This window comes from Christiangramia sabulilitoris, from assembly GCF_007050985.1.
GTDB classification, from domain to species: Bacteria; Bacteroidota; Bacteroidia; order Flavobacteriales; family Flavobacteriaceae; genus Christiangramia; species Christiangramia sabulilitoris.
In genome coordinates this window covers 494,388-518,308 of record NZ_VHSF01000003.1, presented here as the reverse complement: position 1 = coordinate 518,308, position 23,921 = coordinate 494,388, and the positions used below count along the sequence as shown (strand labels likewise).

Here is a 23,921-nt window from a genome sequence, read left to right as displayed (position 1 = left end):
TAGATGCTAAACTAACTTCTGCCCGGCATGAACAGAATAACAACAAAAAATTAATTTTTTTATGAACTTCCCGGAAATCAATCCGGTAATAAGATTAACGTTTAGAGAACTGGAATTTCTTACGGGCTTTCTTCTGACCGAATTTCTTACGTTCTACCATACGTGGATCTCTTGTAAGAAGACCTTCTGGCTTAAGTGCGCCATGGTTTTCTTCGTCTAGCGCTACCATAGCTCTGGAAAGTGCAAGACGGATCGCTTCAGCTTGTCCGGTAATACCACCACCATATACATTAACTTTAATATCGAAGTTACCTTCGTTCTCAGTTAACATTAACGGCTGGTTCACTTTGTATTGAAGTGTTCCGGTTGTGAAGTAATCATTAAGGTCTTTCTTGTTTACGCTTATGTTTCCTTTTCCTTCTGAAACATATACACGGGCCACAGCTGTTTTTCTACGGCCAATTTTGTGAATTACCTCCATTACTTAACGTCGTTTAAGTTAATAGTTTTAGGTTTTTGAGCTTCGTGATCATGTTCAGATCCTACATAAACCTTTAAATTTCTGAATAGTTCCGCTCCAAGCTTGTTCTTGGGAAGCATCCCTTTAATTGCCTTTTCGACAAGTCTCTCCGGACCTTTTTCGAAAAGTTCTGAAGCTGTCAGACTTCTTTGTCCACCCGGGAAACCTGTGTGACGGATGTATTCTTTCGCGTCCCATTTCTTTCCTGTTAAGTTGATTCCCTGCGCATTTAAAACGATTACGTTGTCTCCGCAGTCAACATGTGGGGTGAAGTTAGGCTTGTGCTTTCCTCTAAGCAGGTATGCTACTTTAGAAGCAAGACGACCTAAATTTTGTCCGTCAGCATCTACCACAACCCATTCTTTGGTTCTGGTGGCTTTGTTAGCCGATACTGTTTTGTAACTTAATGTGTCCACACCAATTGATTTTACTAATTATTAAACATTCCAATCCCATTTACCCGAATCTCAATCGGGAAAACAGGGGTGCAAATGTACAATTATAAATTCATATAGCAAATAGCGGTTAGATTATTTTATTTGCTTTGAAGCAACTGATTTTCAGTCGAATCTAATTGGCTATATTTAATTTAACGAAAGCACTTTTCTTAATTAGGCTAAGTTGCCTTAAACTTGGTTTTTCTTACCCGGGAAGTTTTAGTGTATCGCTAAAATGCTTTAAAAATCGTTTAAAGGTAATTTTTGTGTTAAAAAAGTCATAAAACTAGCCTGTCTTTTTTAAATTTGGAGGATTCGAAAATCCACCGTAATGACCTATCTGTTTAAACTTAAAACTATTTCTCTATATATCCTGCTTGCAGGCATTGTTATTAGCTGCAGCAAAGAGGAAGAAGATCTGAACGACCAGTTAAAGATCAGTAATGCCACGGCTATTACCAATAATGATATGTATGGCCATTGGATACTTTCAGGAATGATCGCTGATGTTGAAATAGATTTGGATGATGATATGGTAAGCAGTAAAAACCTTCTGGAAGAGACCTCCTGTTTTGACAATATGTATATAACATTTCGTCAGGATGGTACATTTAATAGTAATAATGCTCAAATGACCTTTGAATCTGGCACAGCTCAAGATGAGTTTAGCTGCCTGGCAGACCGAAAGGATAACGGGGCCTGGGAAGTGAGGAATGACAGTCTTATTCTAAACCTGCAGATCAATTCCACAACCTATATACATAAGAAGTTAATCAACCTGGGAACGGACAAATTCTCACTTGATGTAACGAAAATTGAATCAGATCAATATGTGACCGATCCCGGAAATACCCAGGCATCTCCTATAAGAATTTTAGAGCTGGAGTATACCAGGATTTAATGTACTTTTTGTAATTGTCGTTTTAGTGTTAGTTGTAAAAACCTCACAGTTATTAATCTGTGAGGTTTTTTCTTTTTGTTCGGTTTTTTTGTAACACTTGATTTATTTTTGCGTCCTTCTAAAAATCATCAATCAACAATTCTTAATGAAATTCATCAAATTTACCTTTGGGCTGCTAATTATCGCCTGTTTTTCTCATCAAATAAACGCCCAGTCATCTTCAGACAAAAAACCAGATCTTAATTTAGCTTTTGCTAAACGTTCATATACCACCACCTCCATTAATGATCTCGACCCTATAAAAATTGATGGGATCATTGATGATGATGCCTGGGATGCGGTGGAGTGGACTTCAGATTATGTAGAATGGGAGCCCGATAATAATACAGATCCAAGTCAGCAGACAAAAATGAAAATCGTTTATGACAGCAGGAATCTTTATGTGGCATTCCGCTGTTATGAACCAGATCCTGAAAAGATCATTCAAAGAATGGGAAGAAGGGACGATTTTCCTGGTGACTGGATAGAATTGAATATAGATAGTTATAATGACGATCGCACGGCGTTTTCCTTTACTACTTCAGTAAGCGGTGTAAAAGGGGATGAATTTATCTCTAATAACGGGAATTTTGATTCCAGCTGGAATCCTATCTGGTACGTAAAAACGAATATCGATGAGGAAGGATGGACGGCAGAATTGCGCATTCCTTTGAGTCAGTTGCGATTTAGTAATGATAAGGATCAGGTGTGGGGAATTCAATCCACCCGCAGATACTTCAGTAAGGAGGAAAGGTCCACCTGGCAACCCGTTCCTGCAAATCCTGCCGGATGGGTTAGTTCCTTTGGCGAACTCAGGGGATTAAAAAATCTGGAACCTCAGAAGCAACTGGAAATACAGCCATACACCGTGACAAAATATAAATCTTACGAGCAGGAGGCAGGTAATCCTTATCGGGATGGAAATGATGAAGATCTTACGGTGGGTCTTGATGCCAAGATAGGGATCACCAATGACCTTACTGTGGATCTTACTATTAATCCTGATTTTGGACAGGTAGATGCAGATCCTGGTGCGGTAACCCTTGATGGCTTTGAGATCTTCTTCCAGGAGAGACGTCCTTTCTTTGTAGAGAATAAAAGTGTATTTGACTACAGGTTTACCGATTCCCAGAATAACCTCTTCTTTTCCAGAAGGATTGGACGGTCTCCGCAGGGGCAGGCCTTTGGTCCCGGGGTAGTTTATGCAGATTCACCGGTGAATACCACCATTCTGGGAGCGGCTAAATTCAGCGGAAAGACAGAAAACGGCTGGACTATCGGGGTGCTCGAATCTGTTACGGCGAAGGAGTATGCCGGGGTGATCAACACCAACGGGGAAGAGGACGAAGTGCTGGTAGAGCCTTTGACCAATTATTTTGTGGGAAGGGTACAGAAGGATTTCAATGACAGGAATAGTTATGTGGGTACTATGTTCACTGCCACGCACAGAAATATTGAAGATGACTTAACGTTTCTGCACACGCAGGCATTTTCTGGTGGGCTGGATTTTAAGCATAACTGGAAAGACCGCACCTACTATTTAGAGGGGCACAGCGTTATAAGCCATGTTCGAGGAAGTAAAGAGGCAATTCTGAATACTCAGAATTCTATTGTACATCTTTTTCAGCGTACAGATGCAGACCATGTGGAAGTGGATCCTAACCGTACTTCGCTTACCGGTACCGGCGGAAGGCTGGAATTTGGAAAAGGAGGAGGAGGAAACTGGCGTTACCGGGCCGGTGGGAAGTGGATCTCACCGGAATTGGAAACCAATGATATCGGCTTTCTGCGGCAGGCAGATGATATAAGACAATATGCCGGTGTAAACAGGCTTTTTACCAGGCCTACATCCTGGTTTAGAAGAGCGAATATAGGCATTGAGCAGTCCAGTGTGTTCGATTTTGAAGGTAACTACAATCGTATGCAGTATGAACTTCGCTCGTCCATCAATTATAAAAATAACTGGTGGAGTGAATTCGGGGCAGCTCATAAACCAAGAATTTTCGTTAATTCATTCCTTCGAGGAGGACCTCGCTGGCGATTCAATGAGGAAAATTACTGGTTCCTGTTTTCCGGGACAGACCAGCGAAAAAAGTTAAGTTTTAGAGCGGGCTACGTACATGCCCAGGCAAAGCAGAATGCATTTGGGCTTAGGCGATATGTGGTGGGTACAAATTATCAGCCTTTAAATGCGCTAAACTTATCTCTTGAGCTGGAATATGAGCAAAATCCCAGTAAAACGCAGTACATAACAGAAAGATCTTTTAATGGTGCAGCACGTTATATACTTGGCCAGATAGACCAGGAAACATTAAGCGCCACTTTACGGGTTAACTATAGTATTAATCCTAACTTGTCTATCCAGTATTACGGACAGCCGTTCATCTTTAAGGCAGATTATTCAAATCTTAATTTTGTTCAGGATGCTACCGCCAGGGATATCAACAAGAGGATTTCATGGTATGGAGACGACCAGATCGCTTTTGAAAACAATTCTTATTTGATTGATGAGAACAGGGATAATATTATTGATTATAGTGTAAGTAATCCCGATTTTACCTTTGTACAGTTCCGCTCAAACCTGGTAGCCCGTTGGGAATATATTCCCGGTTCTGAGATCTTTTTTGTCTGGTCTCAGGGAGTAACCGGCCTGGGTGATGTGGATAATGATTTTAGTGCGATCGTGGATAATCAGTTACTAAGGCAAAGACCGCAAAATACTTTTTTGATCAAGGCGACCTACAGATTTATATTATAAGACAGAAAAACAGAGGTGCGAATTAAAACATAGATTCGTACTTCTGTTTTTATATCAGGATCAATGCGCTTCAAGCCAGTTAGCGCCAATTCCAAGGTCCACATCTAAAGGCACCTCCAGTTTGTAGGCGTTTTCCATTTCAGATTTAATCATTTTCTGAACTTTTTCCAGTTCATCCTTATGCGCATCAAAAACGAGTTCATCATGCACCTGTAAAAGCATTCTGGTCTTGTAATTTTCTTCTTCCAGTTTTTTGTGGATATTGATCATGGCGATCTTTATAATATCTGCCGCACTTCCCTGGATAGGGGCGTTTACCGCGTTGCGTTCAGCCGCACCCCTTACCACCTGGTTCCTGGAATTGATGTCTTTTAAATATCTTCTTCTGCCCAGCACTGTGGAAACATAACCATGCTCTCTCGCAAATTCCACCTGGTCTGCAATATAACTGCTCAGTTTGGGATAGGTTTTATAATAGGTATCTATCAAATCTTTGGCCTCACTTCTGGAAAGGGAGGTCTGGTTGCTCAGTCCAAATGCGGAAACTCCGTAGATAATCCCAAAATTCACTGTTTTGGCATTGCTTCGCTGTTCACGGGTGACTTCTTCCAGAGGCACACCAAAAACCCTGGCCGCGGTAGAAGCATGAATATCTTCCCCGTTCTTAAAGGCCTGGATCATGTTATCCTCTTCACTAAGAGCAGCAATAATTCTAAGTTCTATCTGGGAATAATCGGCCGCGAGCAGCACGTAGTTTTCATCTCTCGGGACAAATGCCTTTCTAACCTGTCTGCCTCTTTCTGTCCTGATCGGGATATTCTGAAGGTTAGGATTATTAGAGCTTAATCTTCCTGTGGCTGCCGTGGTTTGTACATAATCTGTATGCACCCTTCCGGTAGTTTTTTCAACCTGGTTAGGTAAAGCATCCACATAGGTGTTCTGTAGCTTTACCAGTCCGCGGTAATCCAGCACATGTCTTACGATAGCATGTTCATCTGCCAGGTCTGAAAGTACATCTTCACTGGTAGAATACTGCCCGGTTTTGGTCTTCTTAGGTTTTTTGGAAAGCTCCAGTTTTTCAAAAAGGATGATCCCTAACTGTTTCGGAGAGCTGATAAGGAACTCTTCCCCGGCATCAGCATATATCTTTTCTTCCAGGGCCTTGATATCTGAAACCAGCGCCTGGGATAATGAGCTGAGATATTCCTCATCCAGTCTTATTCCTTCCAGTTCCATATCTGCCAGAACTTCCACCAGCGGAATCTCGATCTCATTGAATAATTTACGGGTTTGTGCTTCGTCCAGCTCTTTTTCGAAAAGGTTTTTCAGCTGAAAAGTGATATCAGCATCTTCAGCGGCATACTCTGTTTGTTTATCTACCGGCACATCCCTCATGTTGCCCTGGTTTTTCCCTTTTTTTCCGATCAGTTCTGAAATTGGCTGCGGGGAATAATTCAAATATGTCTCGGCGAGCACATCCATATTATGCCGCATATCGGGATTAATAAGATAATGTGCGATCATCGTATCGAATAACGGACCTTTTACATTTACCTTATATTTATCCAGCACCTTGATATCATACTTCAGGTTTTGCCCGATCTTTTCGATGTTCTCGTTCTCAAAAAACTCCCTTAGTTCTTCAATAAGATTTTGAGCTTCCTGCTGGTCTTCAGGAAATGGCAGGTAAAATCCTTTACCGGCTTCCCATGAAAATGCGATCCCAACCAGTTCTGCCTCCAGAGGATTCAAACTGGTGGTTTCGGTATCAAAACAAACGCTCTTTTGTTTTAAAAGCCTTTCTATAAAAATTTTTCTGGCCATTTCTGTATTCAGCGACTGGTAGAAATGAGGGGTATCTGAAAGATTGGTTCTTGAAGAGGTTCTTTCTATTTCTTCTCCGTCACCACCAAATAATGAGAATTGACCCGCACCGGCCGTTGCCTGTGCATTTTTCTTTGCCGAAGGTGAATTGGTAACCTGGGTTTGAGGAGCATCATCCTCACCACTGAATAATTTTATGAACTGGTCTTTTAGTCTCCGGAATTCCAGCTCTTCAAAAATCTGCTGCACCTTTTCTCCATCAGGCATAGAGAGTTCATAATCTTCTGCATGGAAGGTTACATCACAATCGGTAAAGATGGTGGCGAGTTTTTTAGAGAGTATTCCTAATTCGGCATTATCCCGCACTTTTTCTTTCATCTTTCCCTTCAGGTCATCTGTATTTTCCAGAAGACCTTCCATACTGCCATATTGTTTGATGAATTTTTTGGCGGTCTTTTCTCCAACTCCGGGAAGTCCCGGGATGTTATCTACAGAATCTCCCATCATTCCCAGAAAATCTATCACCTGCTCCGGTCTTTCCACTTCAAATTTCTTTTGTACTTCAGGAATTCCCCAGATCTCGATACCGTTACCCATTCTCGCAGGTCGGTACATAAAGATATTTTCAGAAACCAGCTGGGCGAAATCCTTGTCTGGAGTGACCATATATACCTTATAGTTCTCTTTCTCCGCCTGCTTGGCCAGGGTACCGATTATATCATCTGCTTCCATTCCGGCACATTCCACTACCGGGATATGCATGGCTTTTAAAATATCCTGGATAATAGGAATCGCTTCCCGGATAGGTTCCGGGGTTTCATCCCTGTTGGCCTTATATTCAGAAAACATCTCTGTTCTTTCCTTGCTCCCGTCCTTGTCAAAACATACCGCCAGGTGATCTGGTTTTTCTCGTCGAATTACATCGAATAGAGAATTTGTAAAGCCCATGATCGCTGAAGTATTGAATCCCTTGGAATTGATCCTTGGATTCTTGATAAAAGCGTAATAGCCACGGAAAATTAAAGCGTAAGCATCTAGTAAAAAAAGGCGTTTTTGATCGGCCATTTGAAATTTTTAAAGGTATAATTGAGAATATTTCAAAACTACAAAGATTAACTCAGTCTTCCTTATGAACAGGAAAATTTATAACCCTGAATAGTCTTTGAAACCTTGCGATTTTTTTGAAGAAATTATTATTCTAACCTGAATTTTTCTTCCAGCGTGAAATTCTGTTGTTGATGGAGTGTTTTCAGGTTTTTAATGTCGTCGAATAAATCAATGGTCTCTTCAATATTTATTAAGTTTTTGTTTCCCTTGGTTATAGCCTGATAAGATGAGAATGGGTAATTCTTGTAATCGACTCTAAAAAGGAAGGGCTCTGATTATCTGAACTATCCCTATTAAATAAGTAAATATCGATCCATTTAGTCTGTACATTTCAATTGGCTTCGACTGCGCTCAGCCTGACATTATAAGGGAAAATTTTGATCCGGAAATTACGGATTGAGAGATTATAGCCATTAGTGCATTCGTGGCCTAAGTAAAATAAATATTAACTATCCAAATACGAAGGGCTCGGATTATCTGAACTCTCTCCTTCATGGAATTTCGCATAACTGAATCCTTTATGAATACAATAAGACCCGATTTCTCCCTGCTTGTTCAAGGCTACATAGGCGACCTGGAAATCTTTATAGTTGGGGGCCTTGCGCACGGTTCTCATTACTGCTTCTTCACAAGCCTCTTGCGGAGATTTGCCCTGCCTCATAAGTTCCACGATGAGGAAGCTGCCCACACTTTTCATGATCGCTTCTCCCATTCCTGTACCCACGGCACCGCCAACCTCGTTATCCAGGAATAACCCGGAACCTATTATAGGAGAGTCGCCCACGCGGCCATTCATCTTATAGGATAATCCGGAAGTGGTACAGGCGCCCGCGATATCTCCGTTCTTATCCATGCACAGCATCCCGATGGTATCATGATTTTCGATATTGATAATGGGCTGATATTTTTTATGTTCCAGCCATTCTTTCCAGGCTTTTTCAGATTCTGCAGTGAGCAGGTTTTTCCTTTTAAATCCCTGCTGAATAGCGAATTGTAAAGCACCTTCACCCGCCAGCATAACGTGCGGGGTTTCTTCCATTACCTTTCTTGCTACCGAAACAGGATGGGCAATTTCCTTAAGATATACCACAGAACCGGCGTTGCCATTCGGGGCCATGATACAGGCATCCAGGGTTACATTGCCATCCCGGTCTGGTGCTCCGCCATCACCCACGGTGGTATTCTTTAAGTTGGATTCCTCCACCATCACGCCTTGCTCAACCGCATCAAGAGCAGAAGCACCATCTTCAAGCATTTTGCCGGCCATTTTAGTGGCGTTTTGAAAATTCCAGGTAGCAATAGCAATAGGTTTTGGGGTTATGTTTTTTGTCATAGCAAATAAGTGAGGTTTGATTAAGCCTGAGCCAATGCTAATTCCAGCCAGGGAAATAGCAGATCTTCCAATAAATTTACGTCTTTTCATAAGTCTGTTTTAGAAAATAAGAACCAGGAGAAATTTGTAATTTACATTTAGAATTCACCAAAGTTTTAAAGATACTAAATGCTCATAGAAATTTGCGCAAATTCACTGGAGTCTGCTATGATCGCAGAAAAGGCAGGTGCAGACCGTATTGAATTGTGTTCAGAATTAGGTTTAGGCGGGGTTACTCCCTCATTTGGCCTGGTAAAAAATGTGCTCGATAAGCTTTCCATTCCCGTTCATGTGTTGGTGCGCCCGCGCAGCGGGAACTTCACCTATTCTGAAAAGGAGTTTGAAGTCATGTTGACAGATATCAGGAATTTCAAAGAAATGGGAGTGGCCGGGATCGTTGCCGGGGTATTGAATGATCAACGGGAAATAGATGTGGATAGAACAGCGAAATTACTGGAAGTTTCGGCCGGTCTTCACTTTACTTTCCATCGCGCATTCGACTGGTTAAAAGATCCTTATTCATCTCTAAAAATACTGCAGCAAGTGGGGGTGGATACAGTTCTTACTTCCGGGGGTAAAAATAATGTAGATGAGGGTTTTGAGCTTTTGAAAGAATTAAATGAGATTTTAGGAAATTGTGTGATCATGCCCGGGAGCGGTGTAAATCTTCAGAATATTGAAGAAATTAAAAAATGCGGTTTCAAAGCAGTGCATTTTTCCGGATCAAAAATCATAAAGAACTCCGTGTATGAAACCCCGGTTTCAATGATCTCCGGTAGGTTTATTGGTGAGCAGACAAGAACTATTTGTGATGCCGAACTTATTAAAAGGATGATCTCAAAGGTGGTTTAAAGTTATACCGGTTTTCAAAATAAACAGATCATTTGAACTGCCTATGCTGTTATTAGTTAAAATGAATTAAAAAACTGCGCTTCATCGCAGATTCCCAATATCTTCGTAAAAAATTGATTTAATGCGTTGGTTCATTCTCGCGGCGATTTATCTTATCGTTGATCTTTACGCCTATCAGGCTTTAAGAGTATTTACAAAGAATATATGGGTTGCCGTCATCTACTTCGTCATTTCGGCGATCGTAATTGGTAATCTGTTCTATCAGTTCAATCAATCTGCTCCCAACGATGGTTTTGGCGGGGGACGCGGATATGCCATTGGTATTTTTCTGGCATTTTTTGTCGGGAAGATCGTGCTTTCGCTGGTAATGCTGGGTGAAGATGTGGTAAGAATTCCCCTTGCCGGTATTCAGAAGTTATTTGCTCCTTCGGAAAGTTTTGACATTCCCTCGCGGAGAAAATTTATAAGCACCATCGCCTTAGGCCTGGCTGCCATACCTTTTGCCGGATTGCTTTATGGAATGTATAAAGGCCGCTATAATTTCAGGGTGCTCAGATATATCCTGTATTTCGAAGATCTGCCAGATGCTTTTGACGGGTACACCATTAGCCAGATAAGTGATGTGCACAGCGGTAGCTTCGATAATAAAGAAAAGATCCAGTATGGGGTGGATCTGCTGAAAGAGCAGGGGAGTGACCTGGTGGTTTTTACCGGTGACCTGGTGAACAACAAGGCTTCAGAAATGGATAGCTGGAAAGAGCTGTTTTCTGAAGTGAATGCCCCAGATGGCGTTTATTCTATCCTGGGAAATCATGATTACGGTGATTATCATAACTGGGAAAGCCAGGCGGCCAAGGAGCAGAATTTAGCCCAGCTGAAGCAAACCCATGCAGATATGGGCTGGAACCTGATGCTGAATGAGAACCGGTATATAGAAAAGAACGGAGATCGTATTGCTCTGGTTGGAGTAGAGAACTGGGGTGCTGGCGGATTCAAGAAAGCCGGAGATTTGGAAAAGGCCGGGGAAGGGGTGGATGAAAATGACTTCAAAATTTTGCTGAGCCATGACCCGTCCCACTGGGAGCAGGAAGTGAAAATGCACCCAAAGAAATACCATCTAACCATGAGCGGGCATACCCACGGAATGCAGTTCGGGATCGAAATACCGGGGTGGTTAAAGTGGAGTCCTGTGCAGTACCGTTATAAGCACTGGGCTGGAATATATGAAGAGGCCGGTAGGTATATCAATGTGAACCGTGGTTTCGGATTTCTGGCTTATCCCGGGCGTATTGGAATCTGGCCCGAGATCAGCGTCATTGAACTGAAAAAAGGTTCGAAACCCGCATAATTACAAGAATTTCCTATATTTGATTAAAGCGGGCATAAGTGGCGAAAGTCACGTGCTCTTAATAAATCCTGAATTATGTCAAAATTTGGTGAATTAGTAGACCTTAATATTCCCGTCCTTCTGGACTTCTATACCGAGTGGAATGATGCTTCTGTGGCGATGCATCCCGTGCTTAGGGATGTGGCGGCGGCCATGGGCGATAAGGCGAAAGTTATTAAAATTGATGTAGATAAGAATTCTCAACTGGCAGAAGCCCTAAGGGTAAAAGGCCTGCCTACCCTAATGATTTATAAATCGGGGGAAATGAAGTGGCGGCATAGCGGCGAGCAGGATGCCAATACACTTATCGGGTTGCTCAAAGAACATCTTTAAGACTTCTGAATTCCATTCCTTTTTTTTTATAGTAGGCTAAGATCTTCGGAAGGATTTCCTGCAGATTTTTTAGTGCCTTTACACTGTCATGAAACACGATAGTGCTCCCCGTGGTGGCATTTTCAATGACGTTTTTATAACATTCTTCCGCTGAAAAATCCCGGTCATAATCACCGCTGATCACATCCCACATCACGATCTTATATCCGGAACTGACCAGTTTTTTTGCCTGTGAATTTTTGATCTTACCAAAAGGGGGGCGGAAAATTTTTATGCTAGAAGTTTCAGTATTTTGAGTTTGGGAGTCGAAAGTTTGGTTGGTTTCTGCCGTCATAATCTCCCTGGCCTTGCGGGTATTTTTTAGATATTCTCTAGTTTTTGTTTTCCATCCGTCCAAGTGATTAAAAGTATGATTGCCGGTACAATGTCCTTCCTGCTGAATCCTTCTGAAGATATCCGGATATTTTTCAATATTTTCTCCTATACAGAAAAAGGTAGCTTTAGCATTAAATTCCTTAAGCAGGTCCAATACCCATGGAGTTGCTTCCGGAACCGGGCCGTCATCAAAGGTGAGATAGATCGCTTTGGGATTATCAACTTTTGAAAGCCGGTTAGGATAAAGCCATCTAAGAATTGCCGGGTATTTTGGGCGAAAGAGTTTCATTTTTCTTTGTAAGATAGTATATGCAGACTTCGACTGCGCTCAGTCTGACAAATTTCCCCTTTGCTGAATCTTTATAGAATCCAATAGAAACCCTGAAACTTCTTCAGAATTGTGAAATGCTAACAAAAAATCTAATATAGACTTCGACCCTTCGTCAAGGTCAGGGCACTCAGGCGCTCAGTCTGACAAATTTCCGCTTTGCCGGATCTCCAATTGAGATTCTGAAACTTCCGGAGAATTGCAAAATGGCAACAAAAATATAGACTTCGACCCTTCGTCAAGCTCAGGGCTCAGGGCACTCAGACGCTCAGTCTGACATAAATCTTCAATTAGATCTTTTCAGAATATATCTCCTTATTCCAATGGTGATATGCAAGCTTCATTTTCAGAATTCTCATATCTCAATACTAACTACTCAATACTTATTAATCCTCTACAGAATCCATTGACATGGTTTCAATATTACTATCAGGGCTGGAAGCGCCGTCTATGGCTTCCAGTAATTGTTCTTCGGGAGATTTCACTTCCGGATCTATTTCTTCTTCGGCCTGGTAAAAATGCCTGAACATCCTCAAATAATTATTGAACTCTTCTGCTTTCTCGCGGGCGAACTCTCTGTTCTCATAAACCATCGCCATATCTACCAGTCCGCGGTATCGCTCCATGTCTGTAATGATCTCATCGGCATATCTGTATTGGCGCTCCACTTCCCAGTTGCTGTAGAACTCCAGGTTTTCCTGGTATTTTTCAGCGACCTTTTTCCAGATCTCCCGGGCTTTTTCCGGTCTGTTAACTTCGTAGTAACCGGTAATGAATGGTTCCAATAAGGTATAATACTCATAGTGTTCTACCGGCATATGTTGCATCCCCAGATCCAGTATCTCTTCGGCTTTAATAGTATCGCCTTCTTTTAGCAGGTTTTCAGTAAGCCTGGCGAGATTACTCCTATAGGTGATAGAGTTTTTGCGGGTTTCCGGGTCATGGTAGATATCTGAAGATCCCATGTTCCCCCAGTCCCAGCTTTTAACAATATTATACATCTTCTCTGTATTCACCCTTCCCATATCAAATGGATTCCGCGGATTCAGAGGAGTGCGTATAGGTACCAGCTTGTAGGTAACCCCTTCGAGCTGCAGGTAATCTTTCATCCAGAGATAATCTTCATCACCAAAGCTTCCGCCGGTGAAATAGATAGGTCTTTCCCAGTCGTTATTCGCCAGGATATCCATCATTAATAAGCGGTTCTTATACAGGATCTGGTCGCCAATAGTGATCACGATCTCATCCACGATCTCATCAGCTTCAGATTCATCAACGATATTGTTTTTTAATACTGTTTGCTTATCTACCGGTACTTTTACGTAACGGGACGGGAAAGTGTTAATGAAGGTCCCGCTTTGCAATTCTGCCTGCGTACGCGGATCTTCATTTTCAATATAATTCATCCAGGTTTTGATCGGAATGGTATCCTGGGTGACCTCTCTTAAAAAGATCGCGTCGTTCTTCCCGTTGTAGAAGTCATTCTCCAGCTGAGATGGCAGGGCATCACTTTCAAAAGCCTTGCGCTTCATTTGGTCTATATACCAGTCGGTTGCGAGAAGGCTGGTGTTTACGATCCTAACATCTGTTCTGTATCTTTCAATTTGCTGCACATACCAGAGGGCGAAGGTGTCATTGTCTCCTATGGTGAACAGGATGGCATTTTCATCTACCGAGTCCAGGTACATCCTGGCCATGGTAAGAGCGGTATCCCTTCCGGAGCGATCGTGGTCGTCCCAGTTTTCTGAAGCCAGTAAGACGGGCACAGCCAGTAAACTTCCTGCGATCACTACCGGGGCCACGATCTTAGGGCTGAGGTAATTTCGTAGTTTGTCAAACAATGCATAAACCCCGAAGCCAATCCAGATAGCAAATACATAGAATGATCCTACCAGCGCATAATCTCTTTCCCTTGGTTCAAAAGGACGTTCATTAAGGTATATTTTCAGAGCGATCCCGGTGAACAGAAAAAATACCATCAATACCCAGAAATTCTTTTTATCTCTCTTTAAATGAAAGACCAGACCTATTAATCCCAGGATAAAAGGAAGAAAATAATAGGTATTGCGGGCCTTATTGTTTTCAGCATCAGACGGCAGCATATCCTGGCTACCCAGGTGCATTTCGTCTATAAAGTCTATCCCGCTAAGCCAGTTTCCATGCAGGTCGGTATATTTCCCCTGTATATCATCCTGACGCCCGGTGAAATTCCACATAAAATACCGCCAGTACATATAGCCAAACTGGTACTCCAGTAAATAGCCAATATTTTCGGCAAAGGAAGGTTTTTCCACATCCAGGTATTCGCTGAACTGTCTAAGGAAATTATGGTAGTCTTCCATATCCCTTTCGCCACGAGAGAATTGAGATTTAAATTCGTTAACCGCCTGCAGGAGTCTTTCTTCACCCTGATATTCGGGTTTGATCCTGAAATCCAGCGGACCGGTAAATTCCATATAATTTACCGCATGTTCAGAACTCCACATACGCGGGAGGACAGCCTTATGATCATCGTCCAGGTTCTGCTTGGCATTCTTATATTCGTTTACGATCACATATTTACCCAGTTCCTCGTCTTTTTCATATTTGGGCTTTGCATCCTCATATGGATTGTCTTCATCGAGGCCGGAGTACATTTCAGACCATTGCGGCCCGTAAAAAAGATGGGTTTCCCCGTACTGTTCCCGGTTGTAATAAGCCAGTAGTTCACGGGCGTTATCCGGGCTGTTCTCATTGATCACCGTTGGCGCGTTACTTCTTATGGGAAGCATCACCCAGCTGGAAAATCCAATTAGCACGAACAGGATACATAATAGGAGGGTGTTGTATTTATAAAGGTTCTTCTTCCGGGTATAGTTTATTCCGAAGTAAAAAGCGGCTACGATCACTAATAAAGCGATGATCGTCCCGGTGTTGAAAGGCATGCCCAGGCTATTCGTAAAAAACAATTCTGAAGCCGAAAAGAAAGTAAGTGTATAGGGTAGCAGAAGTTTGAAGATGAACATCAGCACGGCCACCACGACCACATTTGCAATAAGAAAATTCTTAACGGTTACCTCCTTATAATTCTTGAAGAAGTACAGGAATCCGATAGCGGGCAGGGTAAGCAGACCCATAAAGTGCACTCCAAAAGAAAGACCTATGACCAGGGAAATTAAGATGATCCACCGGTTTCCACGGGGTTTGAACATGTCCCGTTCCCACTTTAATCCCAGGTAGAACATGATACTCATAAAGCAGGCGGCCATGGCATATACTTCGGCTTCCACGGCATTGAACCAGAAACTATCGGTAAAGGTAAAAGCCAGTGAGCCCACCAAACCGCTGCCCAGAACGCCTAATTTTTTAGAAGGGGTTAATTTTGAAACGGGTCCGGCGACCTTTAAGACCAACATGGTGATAGACCAGAACATAAACATGATCGCAATGGCACTGGCAAAACCAGACATAAAATTCACCATGAGGGCGACCTTGGAATTATCAGGGGCAAAGGTGGAGAAAAAAGCTCCCATCATCTGGTAGAACGGTGCACCCGGCGGGTGACCTACTTCCAGGTTCGCAGAAGTTGCTATATATTCACCGGCATCCCAGAAACTTGCCGTTGGTTCCAGAGTAAGGGTATAGGTAGTGAGGGCGATGACAAAAACCAGCCAGCCCAGGATTTTGTTCCACTTACTAAAGTTAAGATCTGTCATAAATACTAAGGTAGTTGTACTAAAGTGGCGAATTTAATAATAAAATGCTGAATGCTTCCAAAACGATAAACAAAAGCTGTTATTTTGGAAGTAACTGGAAATGAAGACGGGGGAGGAAATTTCAAAATAAAGTGCAATTTTTTCAATAAAATTTGGGTGAAAAGTTTGTGTACATTAAACTTTGTTTTAAATTTGCATCCGCATTTAAGCATTGGCCTATGGTGTAACTGGCAACACGTCTGGTTTTGGTCCAGAAGAGTCTAGGTTCGAGCCCTAGTAGGCCAACAAAAAGCCCAAATCTTTCGATTTGGGCTTTTTTAGTTTACAGTTTGCAGTTCGCAGTTTTCAGTTAAATGTTTTGATTCGAAGTTTTTTACCCGGCCTCTTAGTTTAGATTGTCATTTTGATCCCGCCCTTCGGGAGAGAAATCTCAGGTAGTTCGTTGTTTTTGGTTTGCAGTTTGGAGGATTTGATTTGTAAAATCTATACTGGAGAATATTATTATTAATGGTTCCCTTTCTATTATAACCTCTCGGGCTGAGCACCCAGAGCCTGTCGATGGGTCGAAGGCTGACTTTTTCAATGAAAATCAAACAATTCTCATACTTCCCAATTCCTAAATCTAACTTCGTACTTCTCGCTTCCTTCTTTGAATCAACCCGCACTAAAGCGGGGGAACAATTTTTTGGGGAACTCGACCGTCACTTCGAGTGTTTTTCAGCAATGCAAATTGCGGGAAAATGTATCGAGAAGTCCAGTCGCTGCGCTCCTTCGAAATGACAATCACCAAATCTGATACTTCCCAATTCGTAATTCTAACTTCGTACTTCCCACTTCAAAGTCGCTGCCCTTCTTCGAAATGACAATAAACAATTCTCATACTTACCACTTCCTTCTTCGAATCAACCCGCACTAAAGCGGGGGAACAATTTTTTGGGAAACTCGACCGTCACTTCGAGTGTTTTTCAGCAATGTGAATTGCGGGAAAATGTATCGAGAAGTCCAGTCGATGCACTCCTTCGAAATGACAATCACCAAATCTGATACTTCCCAATTCGTAATTCTAACTTCGTACTTCCCACTTCAAAAGAAGTCCATCCGCTGCGCTTCTTTGAAATGACAATCACCAATTCTCATACTTCCCAATTCGTAAATCTAACTTCGTACTTCCCACTTCAAAAGAATTCCAGTCACTGTGCTTCTTCTAAATGACAATACCAATTCTCATACTTCCCATTTCGTACTTCCCACTTCAAAAGAAGTCCGGTCGCTAGGCTTATTCGAATTGACAATCATCAATTCTCATACTTCCCAATTCGTAATTCTAACTTCGTACTTCCCACTTCCAACTCCAGTCGCTGCGCTCCTTCGAAATGACAATAAACAATTCTCATACTTACCACTTCCTTCTTCGAATCAACCCGCACTAAAGCGGGGGAACAATTTTTTGGGAAACTCGACCGTCACTTCGAGTGTTTTTCAGCAATGCATATTGCGGGAAAATGTATCGAGAAGTCAAGTCGCTGCGCTTCTTCAAAATGACAATCACCAATTCTCATACTTCCCAATTCGTAATTCTAATTTCGTACTTCCCACATCCTTTTTAATACTTCCCACTTCTAAATTCAGACTTCAAAGAGATTTCTCATTCGCTGCGCTCCTTCGAAATGACACCAAACAATAACCAATTAACAATGAACAATAAACAATGAACAGTAATCAGGAATCAATGCTAATTTTTTAAATTACCCACAACCCACAACCCACAACCCACAACCCACAACCCACAACCCACAACCCACAACCCACAACCCACAACCCACAACTAACTTCTCCCTTGACTACTCGGTAAAAAAAATGTATTTTTACCAATCAATTTCTCCCCTGTTAACAGGCACCCTGCTGCGAGAAATTAACATCCTGAATAAAATATCGCAGTATGCCCTGGTATGTAATTCGTACGAAACCACAACACGAGCTAAAATCTGCTGAGATCCTGGAAGATCTCGGGGTGGAGGTATTTTGTCCGGTAATTACTGAAGTAAGACAATGGACAGACCGCAAGAAGAAAGTGACCGTCCCGCTTTTTCGGGGCTACCTTTTTGTAAATATGGAGGTGGCCACCCGCCACCAGGTGTATGAGGTTCCGGGAGTGCTGGGATTTCTGAACTGGTTAAAGAAGCCCGCACTGGCTAAACCTGAAGAGATAGAGGCTATTCGCTCCTGGCTGAATAATGATCAGTTAGACGATTTCAAGGTAGGTAGCCTTAAACCCGGGGACGTGGTGGAGATCAAATCGGGTAGAATGGCTAATAAGAAGGCGATCATTAAAGAAGTGGGAGCCAAAAAACTTAAACTAATCCTTCCTGATATCGGCTGGACCCTCACTGCCAATGTGCAGGATGTACTATGATTAGGTTTTAGACTATGCTATAAGTTCTAGGCCGTAAGCAGTAAGCTGCAATTACCTGTTATGGTTAGTCTTCACTTCGAGTATTACACGTCACTTCGAGTGATTTTATCGAAAGAATTGAGAGAAAATCGTATCGAGAAGTGGTTTGAAGTTTCATTACCTCGGTTCTCGATACATATTTGAATCTGCTTCCGCATCTTCAAATCCACTCGAACTATGGATTAGAATTTTAAAGGGGATAGATCGTCACTTCGAGTGATTTTACCGAAGGGTACTGAGAGAAAATCGTATCGAGAAGTGGTTCGAAGTTTCATTACCTCGGTTCTCGATACATATTTGAATCTGCTTCCGCATCTTCAAATCCACTCGAACTGACGGTAATAGTTTTTTATAAGAGAAGCACGCCCGTCACTTCGAGTGATTTTATCGAAAGAATTGAGAGAAAATCGTATCGAGAAGTGGTTTGGCACCTCTGTTCTCGATACATATTTGAATCTGCTTCCGCATCTTCAAATCCACTCGAACTATGGATTAGAATTTTAAAGGGGATAGATCGTCACTTCGAGTGATTTTACCGAAGGGTACTGAGAGAAAATCGTATCGAGAAGTCGGTATAAATTCAAAGCCGCTACCGCAGTTTTAAATTCACTCGAACTGACGGTAATAGTTTTAATAAAAAGCAACACTCTCGTCACTTCGAGTGTTTCCTGGCAATGCAAATTGCAGGGAAAAGTATCGAGAAGTGAAGGGATGTACAAGAAGTCTTTAAGATTATGAAATTAAGCTTTGTATATATTTTAAAGTGTTCAGATGACACATTCTACACCGGTGTAACTTTGAACCTTGAAAAAAGACTGGAAGAACACATTTCAGGAGCTCACCCTGGTAGTTATACTGAAAAGCGAAAACCTGTAGAGCTGGTCTGGTGTTCTGAATTTACTGATATCAATCTGGCGATAGAAAAGGAGAAGCAGATCAAAAAATGGTCTAGGCCCAAAAAGCAGGCTTTAATCGATGGCAAATATGAAGATTTACCCAATCTGGCCCGGAAAAGGTTCGAATAATATACCGTCAATTCGAGTGATTTTATCGAAGAGTACTGAGAGAAAATCGTATCGAGAAGTCGGTACAAATTTAAACCTGCTCCCGCATCTTCAAATCCACTCGAACTGACGGTAATAGTTTTTTATAAGAGAAGCACGCCCGTCACTTCGAGTGATTTTATCGAAAGAATTGAGATAAAATTGTATCGAGAAGTCGATTCAAATTTAAATCTGCTCTGGCATCTTCATATTCACTCGAACTGACGCGGATTAATAATAAAAGGAACACGCCCGTCACTTCGAGTATACTTTCAAACGAGAGTTTTGAAAGTATGTATCGAGAAGCTAAAGTTTGCGGCCCACTGTCACTAATCCTAAGTGATCTATATTCCCTATTTTAGCAACTCTTAACATTAACTGTTCTATATGAAAGGAATTATCCTTGCCGGCGGTTCCGGAACCCGTTTGTATCCAATCACCAAGGGAGTGTCCAAGCAACTGCTGAATGTTTATGATAAGCCCATGATCTATTATCCCTTATCGGTATTGATGCTGGCAGGGATAAGAGAGGTTCTTATAATATCCACTCCGGGAGATCTTTCCAATTTTGAGAAACTACTTGGAGATGGTTCAGAACTGGGGATGAATTTTCAGTATAAGGTTCAGCCTAAACCGGAAGGTCTGGCGCAGGCCTTTATAATCGGAGAAGAGTTTATCGGTAATGATGACGTTTGTCTGGTTCTGGGGGATAATATTTTCTACGGACATGGCTTTACCGGTCTCCTGCGGAATTCTGTTTATAATGTAACCGAACATAGAAAAGCTTCCATTTTTGGATACTATGTGAATGAGCCGGGTCGGTACGGGGTGGCTGAGTTTGATGCCGAAGGGAATGTGCAGAGTATCGAAGAAAAACCTGAAGATCCTAAAAGTAATTATGCTGTGGTGGGATTGTATTTCTTTCCGAATTCCGTAGTAGATATAGCTAAAGAAGTAAAACCCAGCAGGCGTGGGGAACTGGAAATAACCTCGGTAATTCAGGAATACATGGACCGGGATCAGTTAAAGATGGAGATCATGAGCAGGGGATATGCCTGGCTGGATACCGGCACCCATGAATCCATGCTGGAGGCTTCAAATTTTATACATACTATAGAGAAAAGACAAGGGCTAAAAGTAGCCTGCCTGGAAGAGATAGCTTATGAGAAAGGATATATAAGCAGGCAACAGTTGATTGAACTGGCGGCTCCTCTAAAGAAAAGTTCATATGGAGAATATCTTATCAAAAGAGCGAAAGGATAATGAAGCAATCTAAAATTATACTGGTAACCGGAGGAGCTGGTTTCATAGGCTCAAATTTTATCGCGTATTACCTGACAACCAATCCCGGATCTAAGATCATCAACTTGGATCTTATGACCTATGCCGGGGATAGGAGAAATTTAAGCGGTGTGGAAAATCATGTAGGCTATCAATTTATCAAAGGTGACATCAGGGATAGAAAGCTGGTGGAGGAAATTTTTCATGAGCATAAGGTAAATGCGGTCATTAATTTTGCGGCGGAATCCCATGTGGATAATTCCATTAAGGATCCAGAGATCTTTATCAAAACCAATGTAAACGGAACTTTCAACCTGCTGGATGTGGCATATAAATTCTGGATGACGAAACCCTTTCACTATAAGAAAGAGTTTGAGGGATGCCGTTTTCACCAGATCTCCACAGATGAGGTTTATGGTACACTTGGTGAAACCGGTCTTTTTACTGAAAATACTCCATATGCCCCCAATTCTCCTTATTCCGCAAGTAAGGCCGCGGCAGATATGTTGGTGAGAAGTTACCATCATACTTATGGCTTGAACACTATTATTACCAATTGTTCCAACAACTACGGACCCAGGCAACATGATGAAAAACTGATCCCTACGATCATCAGGAAAGCCTTGCAGGGAGAGAAAATTCCGATCTATGGCGATGGAAAGAATATCCGTGACTGGCTATTTGTAAAAGATCACGTCAAAGGAGTGGAGCTGGCCTTTAAGAATGGTAAAGCCGGGGAGGTCTATAATATTGGCGGAAGAAACGAAAAGAATAATAATTATATAGCGAATTATATTTGCGAACTACTGGATCGTTTAAAGCCAAAAACAGAAGGCAGTTATAAAGATCAGATCAGTTATGTGGAAGATCGCGCTGGTCATGACCGCAGGTATGCTATAGACGCTTCGAAAATTGAAAATGAACTCGGCTGGAAAGCAGAAGAGAATTTTGAATCCGGGATTATAAAAACTGTTGAGTGGTATCTGGAGAAATATGAAGGATATAAGTCTTAAGCATTAAGCTAAATGCCGTAAGCTTCATTTAACTGTTATAGTATACCGTCACTTCGAGTGATTTTATCGAAGGTTACTGAGAGAAAATCGTATCGAGAAGTCGATTCAAATTTGAATCTGCTCTCGCATCTTCAAATCCACTTGAACTGACGTGGATCAGGGTTTTAAGGGGAGTGAATCGTTACTTCGAGTGATTTTGCCGAAGGTTACTGAGGGAAAATCGTATCGAGAAGTGATTTGGCACCTCTGTTCTCGATACATATTTGAATCTGCTTCCGCATCTTCAAATCCACTCGAACTGACGTGGATTAGAATTTTAAGGGGGATAGATCGTCACTTCGAGTGATTTTATCGAAAGAATTGAGATAAAATTTTATCGAGAAGTCGATTCAAATTCAAAGCCGCTCCCGCAGCTTTAAATCCACTCGAACTGACGGCAATAGTTTGTGTAAAAAGAAGCGCGCCCGTCACTTCGAGTGTTTCCCGGCAATGCAAATTGCAGGGAAAAGTATCGAGAAGTGATTTTTTAAAACCAACTCTTTATAATGAAGTTAAGCTATGTTTATATACTTAAATGTTCCGACGATACTTATTACACCGGTGTAACCTCTTATTTAGAAAAAAGACTGGAAGAACACAATTCAGGAGCTCATCCTGGTAGTTATACTGAAAAACGAAAACCTGTAGAGCTGGTCTGGTATTCGGAATTTACTGATATCAATCTGGCGATAGAAAAGGAGAAGCAGATCAAAAAATGGTCTAGGCTCAAAAAGCAGGCTTTATTCGATGGCAAATATGATGAGTTACCCAACCTGGCCAGGAAAAGTTTCGAATAATATACCGTCACTTCGAGTGATTTTGTCGAAGGTTACTGAGAGAAAATCGTATCGAGAAGTGGTTTACTACCTCGGTTCTATATACAAATTCAAACCTGCTGCCGCAGCTTTAAATTCACTCGAACTGACAGTGTTGGATTTTTATAAGAGAAGCACGGTCGTCACTTCGAGTGTTTTCCAGAAACGATAGTTTCTGGGAAATGTATCGAGAAGTAAAATAGTAACTTTGCTTTGTCTGCATTCCGAATCTGGAATGTAAAAAAAATATCAAATGCAACACCTACTACACACCGCTATACAAGCCTCCCTCGAAGCAGGAAAAAGGATCATGGAGATCTACGAGAATGAAGACTTTGAAGTCGATTTCAAAGGGGATGATTCCCCGCTTACCAAAGCCGATCTCGCCTCTCACAGGATCATTATGAAACATCTGGAGCAAACCGGTATTCCGGTACTGTCTGAGGAAGGCGCACATTTGCCTTATGAGACCAGGAGGACCTGGAAAAAACTCTGGATCGTGGATCCTATAGACGGTACCAAGGAATTTATCAAACGCAATGGTGAGTTCACCGTCAATATCGCTTTGGTAGAGGGTCAAAAACCTGTGTTGGGAGTGATCTATGTACCGGCATTAGAGCAACTGTATTTTGCGTCTAAGGAATCAGGTGCTTTTAAACTTGAGGGTATTACAGCTTATTCAACATTGGAGGAAATTATTTCTAAGGCAAATAAATTACCAATAGCAATAGATAATAAAAAATACACCGTAGTTGCCAGCAAATCTCACCTTTCCCCGGAAACCGAAGAATATATCAAATCTTTAGAAAAAGAACACGGGGAAATAAAAACCATTTCCAAAGGAAGTTCTTTAAAGCTCTGTATGGTCGCCGAGGGTGTGGCGAATGAATATCCTCGTTTCGCTCCGACTATGGAGTGGGATACCGCCGCCGGGCAGGCTATCTGTTCATTCGCCGGCAAGACCGTCATAGATCATAAAACAGGGGAGGAGATGCTATACAACCGTCAAGAACTGCTGAATAACTGGTTTCTAGTAAAGTAAGTTAAACGTCACTTCGAGTGATTTTATCGGAAGAATTGAGATAAAATTGTATCGAGAAGTCGATACAAATTCAAATCTGCTACTGCATCTTCCAATCTTCTCGACCTAACGGCAATAGTTTTTATAAGAGAAGCACGCCCGTCACTTCGAGTGTTTTCCAACCATGGAAATGGTTGGAAAATGTATCGAGAAGCTAAAACCCCATTACATCGTTATTGTTAATAAGCACTTAAAAAAAGTTAAAAATTTAACATTAAAGCCTTTGCCCCAACTAACAGTTCAGTATATATTTGCGGGCTGTAAGAAAA

At 41.8% G+C, this 23,921-nt stretch carries 17 protein-coding genes and 1 tRNA gene; 12 read left to right on the top strand and 6 right to left on the bottom strand.

Annotated features, from left to right (window positions below; all coding sequences use genetic code 11):
* Window positions 1–94 precede the first annotated feature (94 nt).
* Entirely contained in the window at window positions 95–481 is a 387-nt protein-coding gene (gene rpsI / locus FGM01_RS12430; RefSeq protein ID WP_143411488.1) for a 30S ribosomal protein S9, read from the bottom strand.
* Complete coding sequence (rplM, locus tag FGM01_RS12425; RefSeq protein WP_143411487.1) at window positions 481–936, bottom strand: 50S ribosomal protein L13; 456 nt, start codon at window positions 934–936, stop codon at window positions 481–483. Before rplM ends, rpsI begins: the two co-directional genes overlap by 1 nt.
* A 352-nt stretch (window positions 937–1,288) precedes the next feature.
* Here rplM and FGM01_RS12420 point away from each other — a divergent pair, with 352 nt between their 5' ends.
* The gene (locus tag FGM01_RS12420; RefSeq protein ID WP_143411486.1) at window positions 1,289–1,858 is read left to right on the top strand and encodes a DUF5004 domain-containing protein; all 570 of its coding nucleotides are present in this window, start codon (window positions 1,289–1,291) and stop codon (window positions 1,856–1,858) included.
* A gap of 145 nt (window positions 1,859–2,003) precedes the next feature.
* A complete protein-coding gene (locus FGM01_RS12415) occupies window positions 2,004–4,655 on the top strand; it encodes a DUF5916 domain-containing protein (RefSeq protein ID WP_208012729.1) in 2,652 nt (883 codons plus the stop codon).
* A gap of 60 nt (window positions 4,656–4,715) precedes the next feature.
* Here FGM01_RS12415 and polA read toward each other — a convergent pair whose 3' ends face one another.
* A complete protein-coding gene (gene polA / locus FGM01_RS12410; protein WP_143411485.1) occupies window positions 4,716–7,544 on the bottom strand; it encodes a DNA polymerase I in 2,829 nt (942 codons plus the stop codon).
* Between the two features lie 487 nt (window positions 7,545–8,031).
* Window positions 8,032–9,009 carry a glycosylasparaginase gene (locus tag FGM01_RS12405; RefSeq protein ID WP_143411484.1) on the bottom strand — a complete coding sequence of 326 codons (978 nt, stop codon included), beginning with the start codon at window positions 9,007–9,009 and terminating at the stop codon, window positions 8,032–8,034.
* 78 nt (window positions 9,010–9,087) lie between these two features.
* On the opposite strand from FGM01_RS12405, the gene FGM01_RS12400 reads away from it, so the two are divergent.
* The 3 genes from FGM01_RS12400 (at window position 9,088) to FGM01_RS12390 (ending at window position 11,530) form a co-directional block, all read left to right on the top strand.
* A complete protein-coding gene (locus tag FGM01_RS12400; RefSeq protein WP_143411483.1) occupies window positions 9,088–9,810 on the top strand; it encodes a copper homeostasis protein CutC in 723 nt (240 codons plus the stop codon).
* A 121-nt stretch (window positions 9,811–9,931) separates the two neighbouring features.
* Window positions 9,932–11,158, top strand: a complete 1,227-nt coding sequence (locus tag FGM01_RS12395; RefSeq protein ID WP_143411482.1) for a metallophosphoesterase — start codon at window positions 9,932–9,934, stop codon at window positions 11,156–11,158.
* A gap of 75 nt (window positions 11,159–11,233) precedes the next feature.
* On the top strand, window positions 11,234–11,530 hold the full coding sequence (locus tag FGM01_RS12390; RefSeq protein WP_108170465.1) for a thioredoxin family protein: 297 nt from the start codon (window positions 11,234–11,236) through the stop codon (window positions 11,528–11,530).
* Here FGM01_RS12390 and FGM01_RS12385 read toward each other — a convergent pair.
* The gene (locus tag FGM01_RS12385) at window positions 11,514–12,194 is read right to left on the bottom strand and encodes a polysaccharide deacetylase family protein (protein WP_143411481.1); all 681 of its coding nucleotides are present in this window, start codon (window positions 12,192–12,194) and stop codon (window positions 11,514–11,516) included. The two genes, FGM01_RS12390 and FGM01_RS12385, sit on opposite strands and share 17 nt — an antisense overlap.
* A 425-nt stretch (window positions 12,195–12,619) precedes the next feature.
* Entirely contained in the window at window positions 12,620–15,928 is a 3,309-nt protein-coding gene (locus tag FGM01_RS12380) for a DUF2723 domain-containing protein (RefSeq protein WP_143411480.1), read from the bottom strand.
* Window positions 15,929–16,140: 212 nt separating this feature from the next.
* Between FGM01_RS12380 and FGM01_RS12375 the strand changes: the two genes are divergently transcribed.
* The 7 genes from FGM01_RS12375 to cysQ all read left to right on the top strand — a co-directional run bounded on the left by FGM01_RS12375 (window position 16,141) and on the right by cysQ (window position 23,613).
* Window positions 16,141–16,213, top strand: a tRNA-Gln gene (locus tag FGM01_RS12375).
* A 1,654-nt stretch (window positions 16,214–17,867) separates the two neighbouring features.
* Window positions 17,868–18,341: a transcription termination/antitermination protein NusG gene (gene nusG / locus FGM01_RS12370; RefSeq protein WP_143411479.1), complete on the top strand. Its 474-nt coding sequence runs from the start codon at window positions 17,868–17,870 to the stop codon at window positions 18,339–18,341.
* A gap of 773 nt (window positions 18,342–19,114) precedes the next feature.
* Window positions 19,115–19,405, top strand: a complete 291-nt coding sequence (locus FGM01_RS12365) for a GIY-YIG nuclease family protein (protein ID WP_143411478.1) — start codon at window positions 19,115–19,117, stop codon at window positions 19,403–19,405.
* A gap of 405 nt (window positions 19,406–19,810) precedes the next feature.
* Complete coding sequence (gene rfbA / locus FGM01_RS12360; protein ID WP_143411477.1) at window positions 19,811–20,686, top strand: glucose-1-phosphate thymidylyltransferase RfbA; 876 nt, start codon at window positions 19,811–19,813, stop codon at window positions 20,684–20,686.
* A complete protein-coding gene (gene rfbB, locus FGM01_RS12355; RefSeq protein WP_143411476.1) occupies window positions 20,686–21,717 on the top strand; it encodes a dTDP-glucose 4,6-dehydratase in 1,032 nt (343 codons plus the stop codon). Before rfbA ends, rfbB begins: the two co-directional genes overlap by 1 nt.
* Before the next feature lie 545 nt (window positions 21,718–22,262).
* Window positions 22,263–22,553, top strand: coding sequence for a GIY-YIG nuclease family protein (locus FGM01_RS12350; protein ID WP_143411475.1), 291 nt, complete (start codon window positions 22,263–22,265; stop codon window positions 22,551–22,553).
* A 271-nt stretch (window positions 22,554–22,824) separates the two neighbouring features.
* Complete coding sequence (gene cysQ, locus FGM01_RS12345) at window positions 22,825–23,613, top strand: 3'(2'),5'-bisphosphate nucleotidase CysQ (RefSeq protein ID WP_143411474.1); 789 nt, start codon at window positions 22,825–22,827, stop codon at window positions 23,611–23,613.
* Window positions 23,614–23,921 lie beyond the last annotated feature (308 nt).

What these genes read in the sequence shown, in the direction of transcription:
- FGM01_RS12395 (WP_143411482.1), top strand. Translation starts at nt 9,932, where the DNA reads ATGCGTTGGTTCATTCTCGCGGCGATTTATCTTATCGTTGATCTTTAC.
- cysQ (WP_143411474.1), top strand. Translation starts at nt 22,825, where the DNA reads ATGCAACACCTACTACACACCGCTATACAAGCCTCCCTCGAAGCAGGA.
- rfbB (WP_143411476.1), top strand. Translation starts at nt 20,686, where the DNA reads ATGAAGCAATCTAAAATTATACTGGTAACCGGAGGAGCTGGTTTCATA.
- FGM01_RS12350 (WP_143411475.1), top strand. Translation starts at nt 22,263, where the DNA reads ATGAAGTTAAGCTATGTTTATATACTTAAATGTTCCGACGATACTTAT.
- FGM01_RS12385 (WP_143411481.1), bottom strand. Translation starts at nt 12,194, where the DNA reads ATGAAACTCTTTCGCCCAAAATACCCGGCAATTCTTAGATGGCTTTAT.
- FGM01_RS12415 (WP_208012729.1), top strand. Translation starts at nt 2,004, where the DNA reads ATGAAATTCATCAAATTTACCTTTGGGCTGCTAATTATCGCCTGTTTT.
- FGM01_RS12405 (WP_143411484.1), bottom strand. Translation starts at nt 9,009, where the DNA reads ATGAAAAGACGTAAATTTATTGGAAGATCTGCTATTTCCCTGGCTGGA.
- rpsI (WP_143411488.1), bottom strand. Translation starts at nt 481, where the DNA reads ATGGAGGTAATTCACAAAATTGGCCGTAGAAAAACAGCTGTGGCCCGT.
- rfbA (WP_143411477.1), top strand. Translation starts at nt 19,811, where the DNA reads ATGAAAGGAATTATCCTTGCCGGCGGTTCCGGAACCCGTTTGTATCCA.
- FGM01_RS12420 (WP_143411486.1), top strand. Translation starts at nt 1,289, where the DNA reads ATGACCTATCTGTTTAAACTTAAAACTATTTCTCTATATATCCTGCTT.
- FGM01_RS12380 (WP_143411480.1), bottom strand. Translation starts at nt 15,928, where the DNA reads ATGACAGATCTTAACTTTAGTAAGTGGAACAAAATCCTGGGCTGGCTG.
- polA (WP_143411485.1), bottom strand. Translation starts at nt 7,544, where the DNA reads ATGGCCGATCAAAAACGCCTTTTTTTACTAGATGCTTACGCTTTAATT.
- FGM01_RS12390 (WP_108170465.1), top strand. Translation starts at nt 11,234, where the DNA reads ATGTCAAAATTTGGTGAATTAGTAGACCTTAATATTCCCGTCCTTCTG.
- FGM01_RS12400 (WP_143411483.1), top strand. Translation starts at nt 9,088, where the DNA reads ATGCTCATAGAAATTTGCGCAAATTCACTGGAGTCTGCTATGATCGCA.
- FGM01_RS12365 (WP_143411478.1), top strand. Translation starts at nt 19,115, where the DNA reads ATGAAATTAAGCTTTGTATATATTTTAAAGTGTTCAGATGACACATTC.
- nusG (WP_143411479.1), top strand. Translation starts at nt 17,868, where the DNA reads ATGCCCTGGTATGTAATTCGTACGAAACCACAACACGAGCTAAAATCT.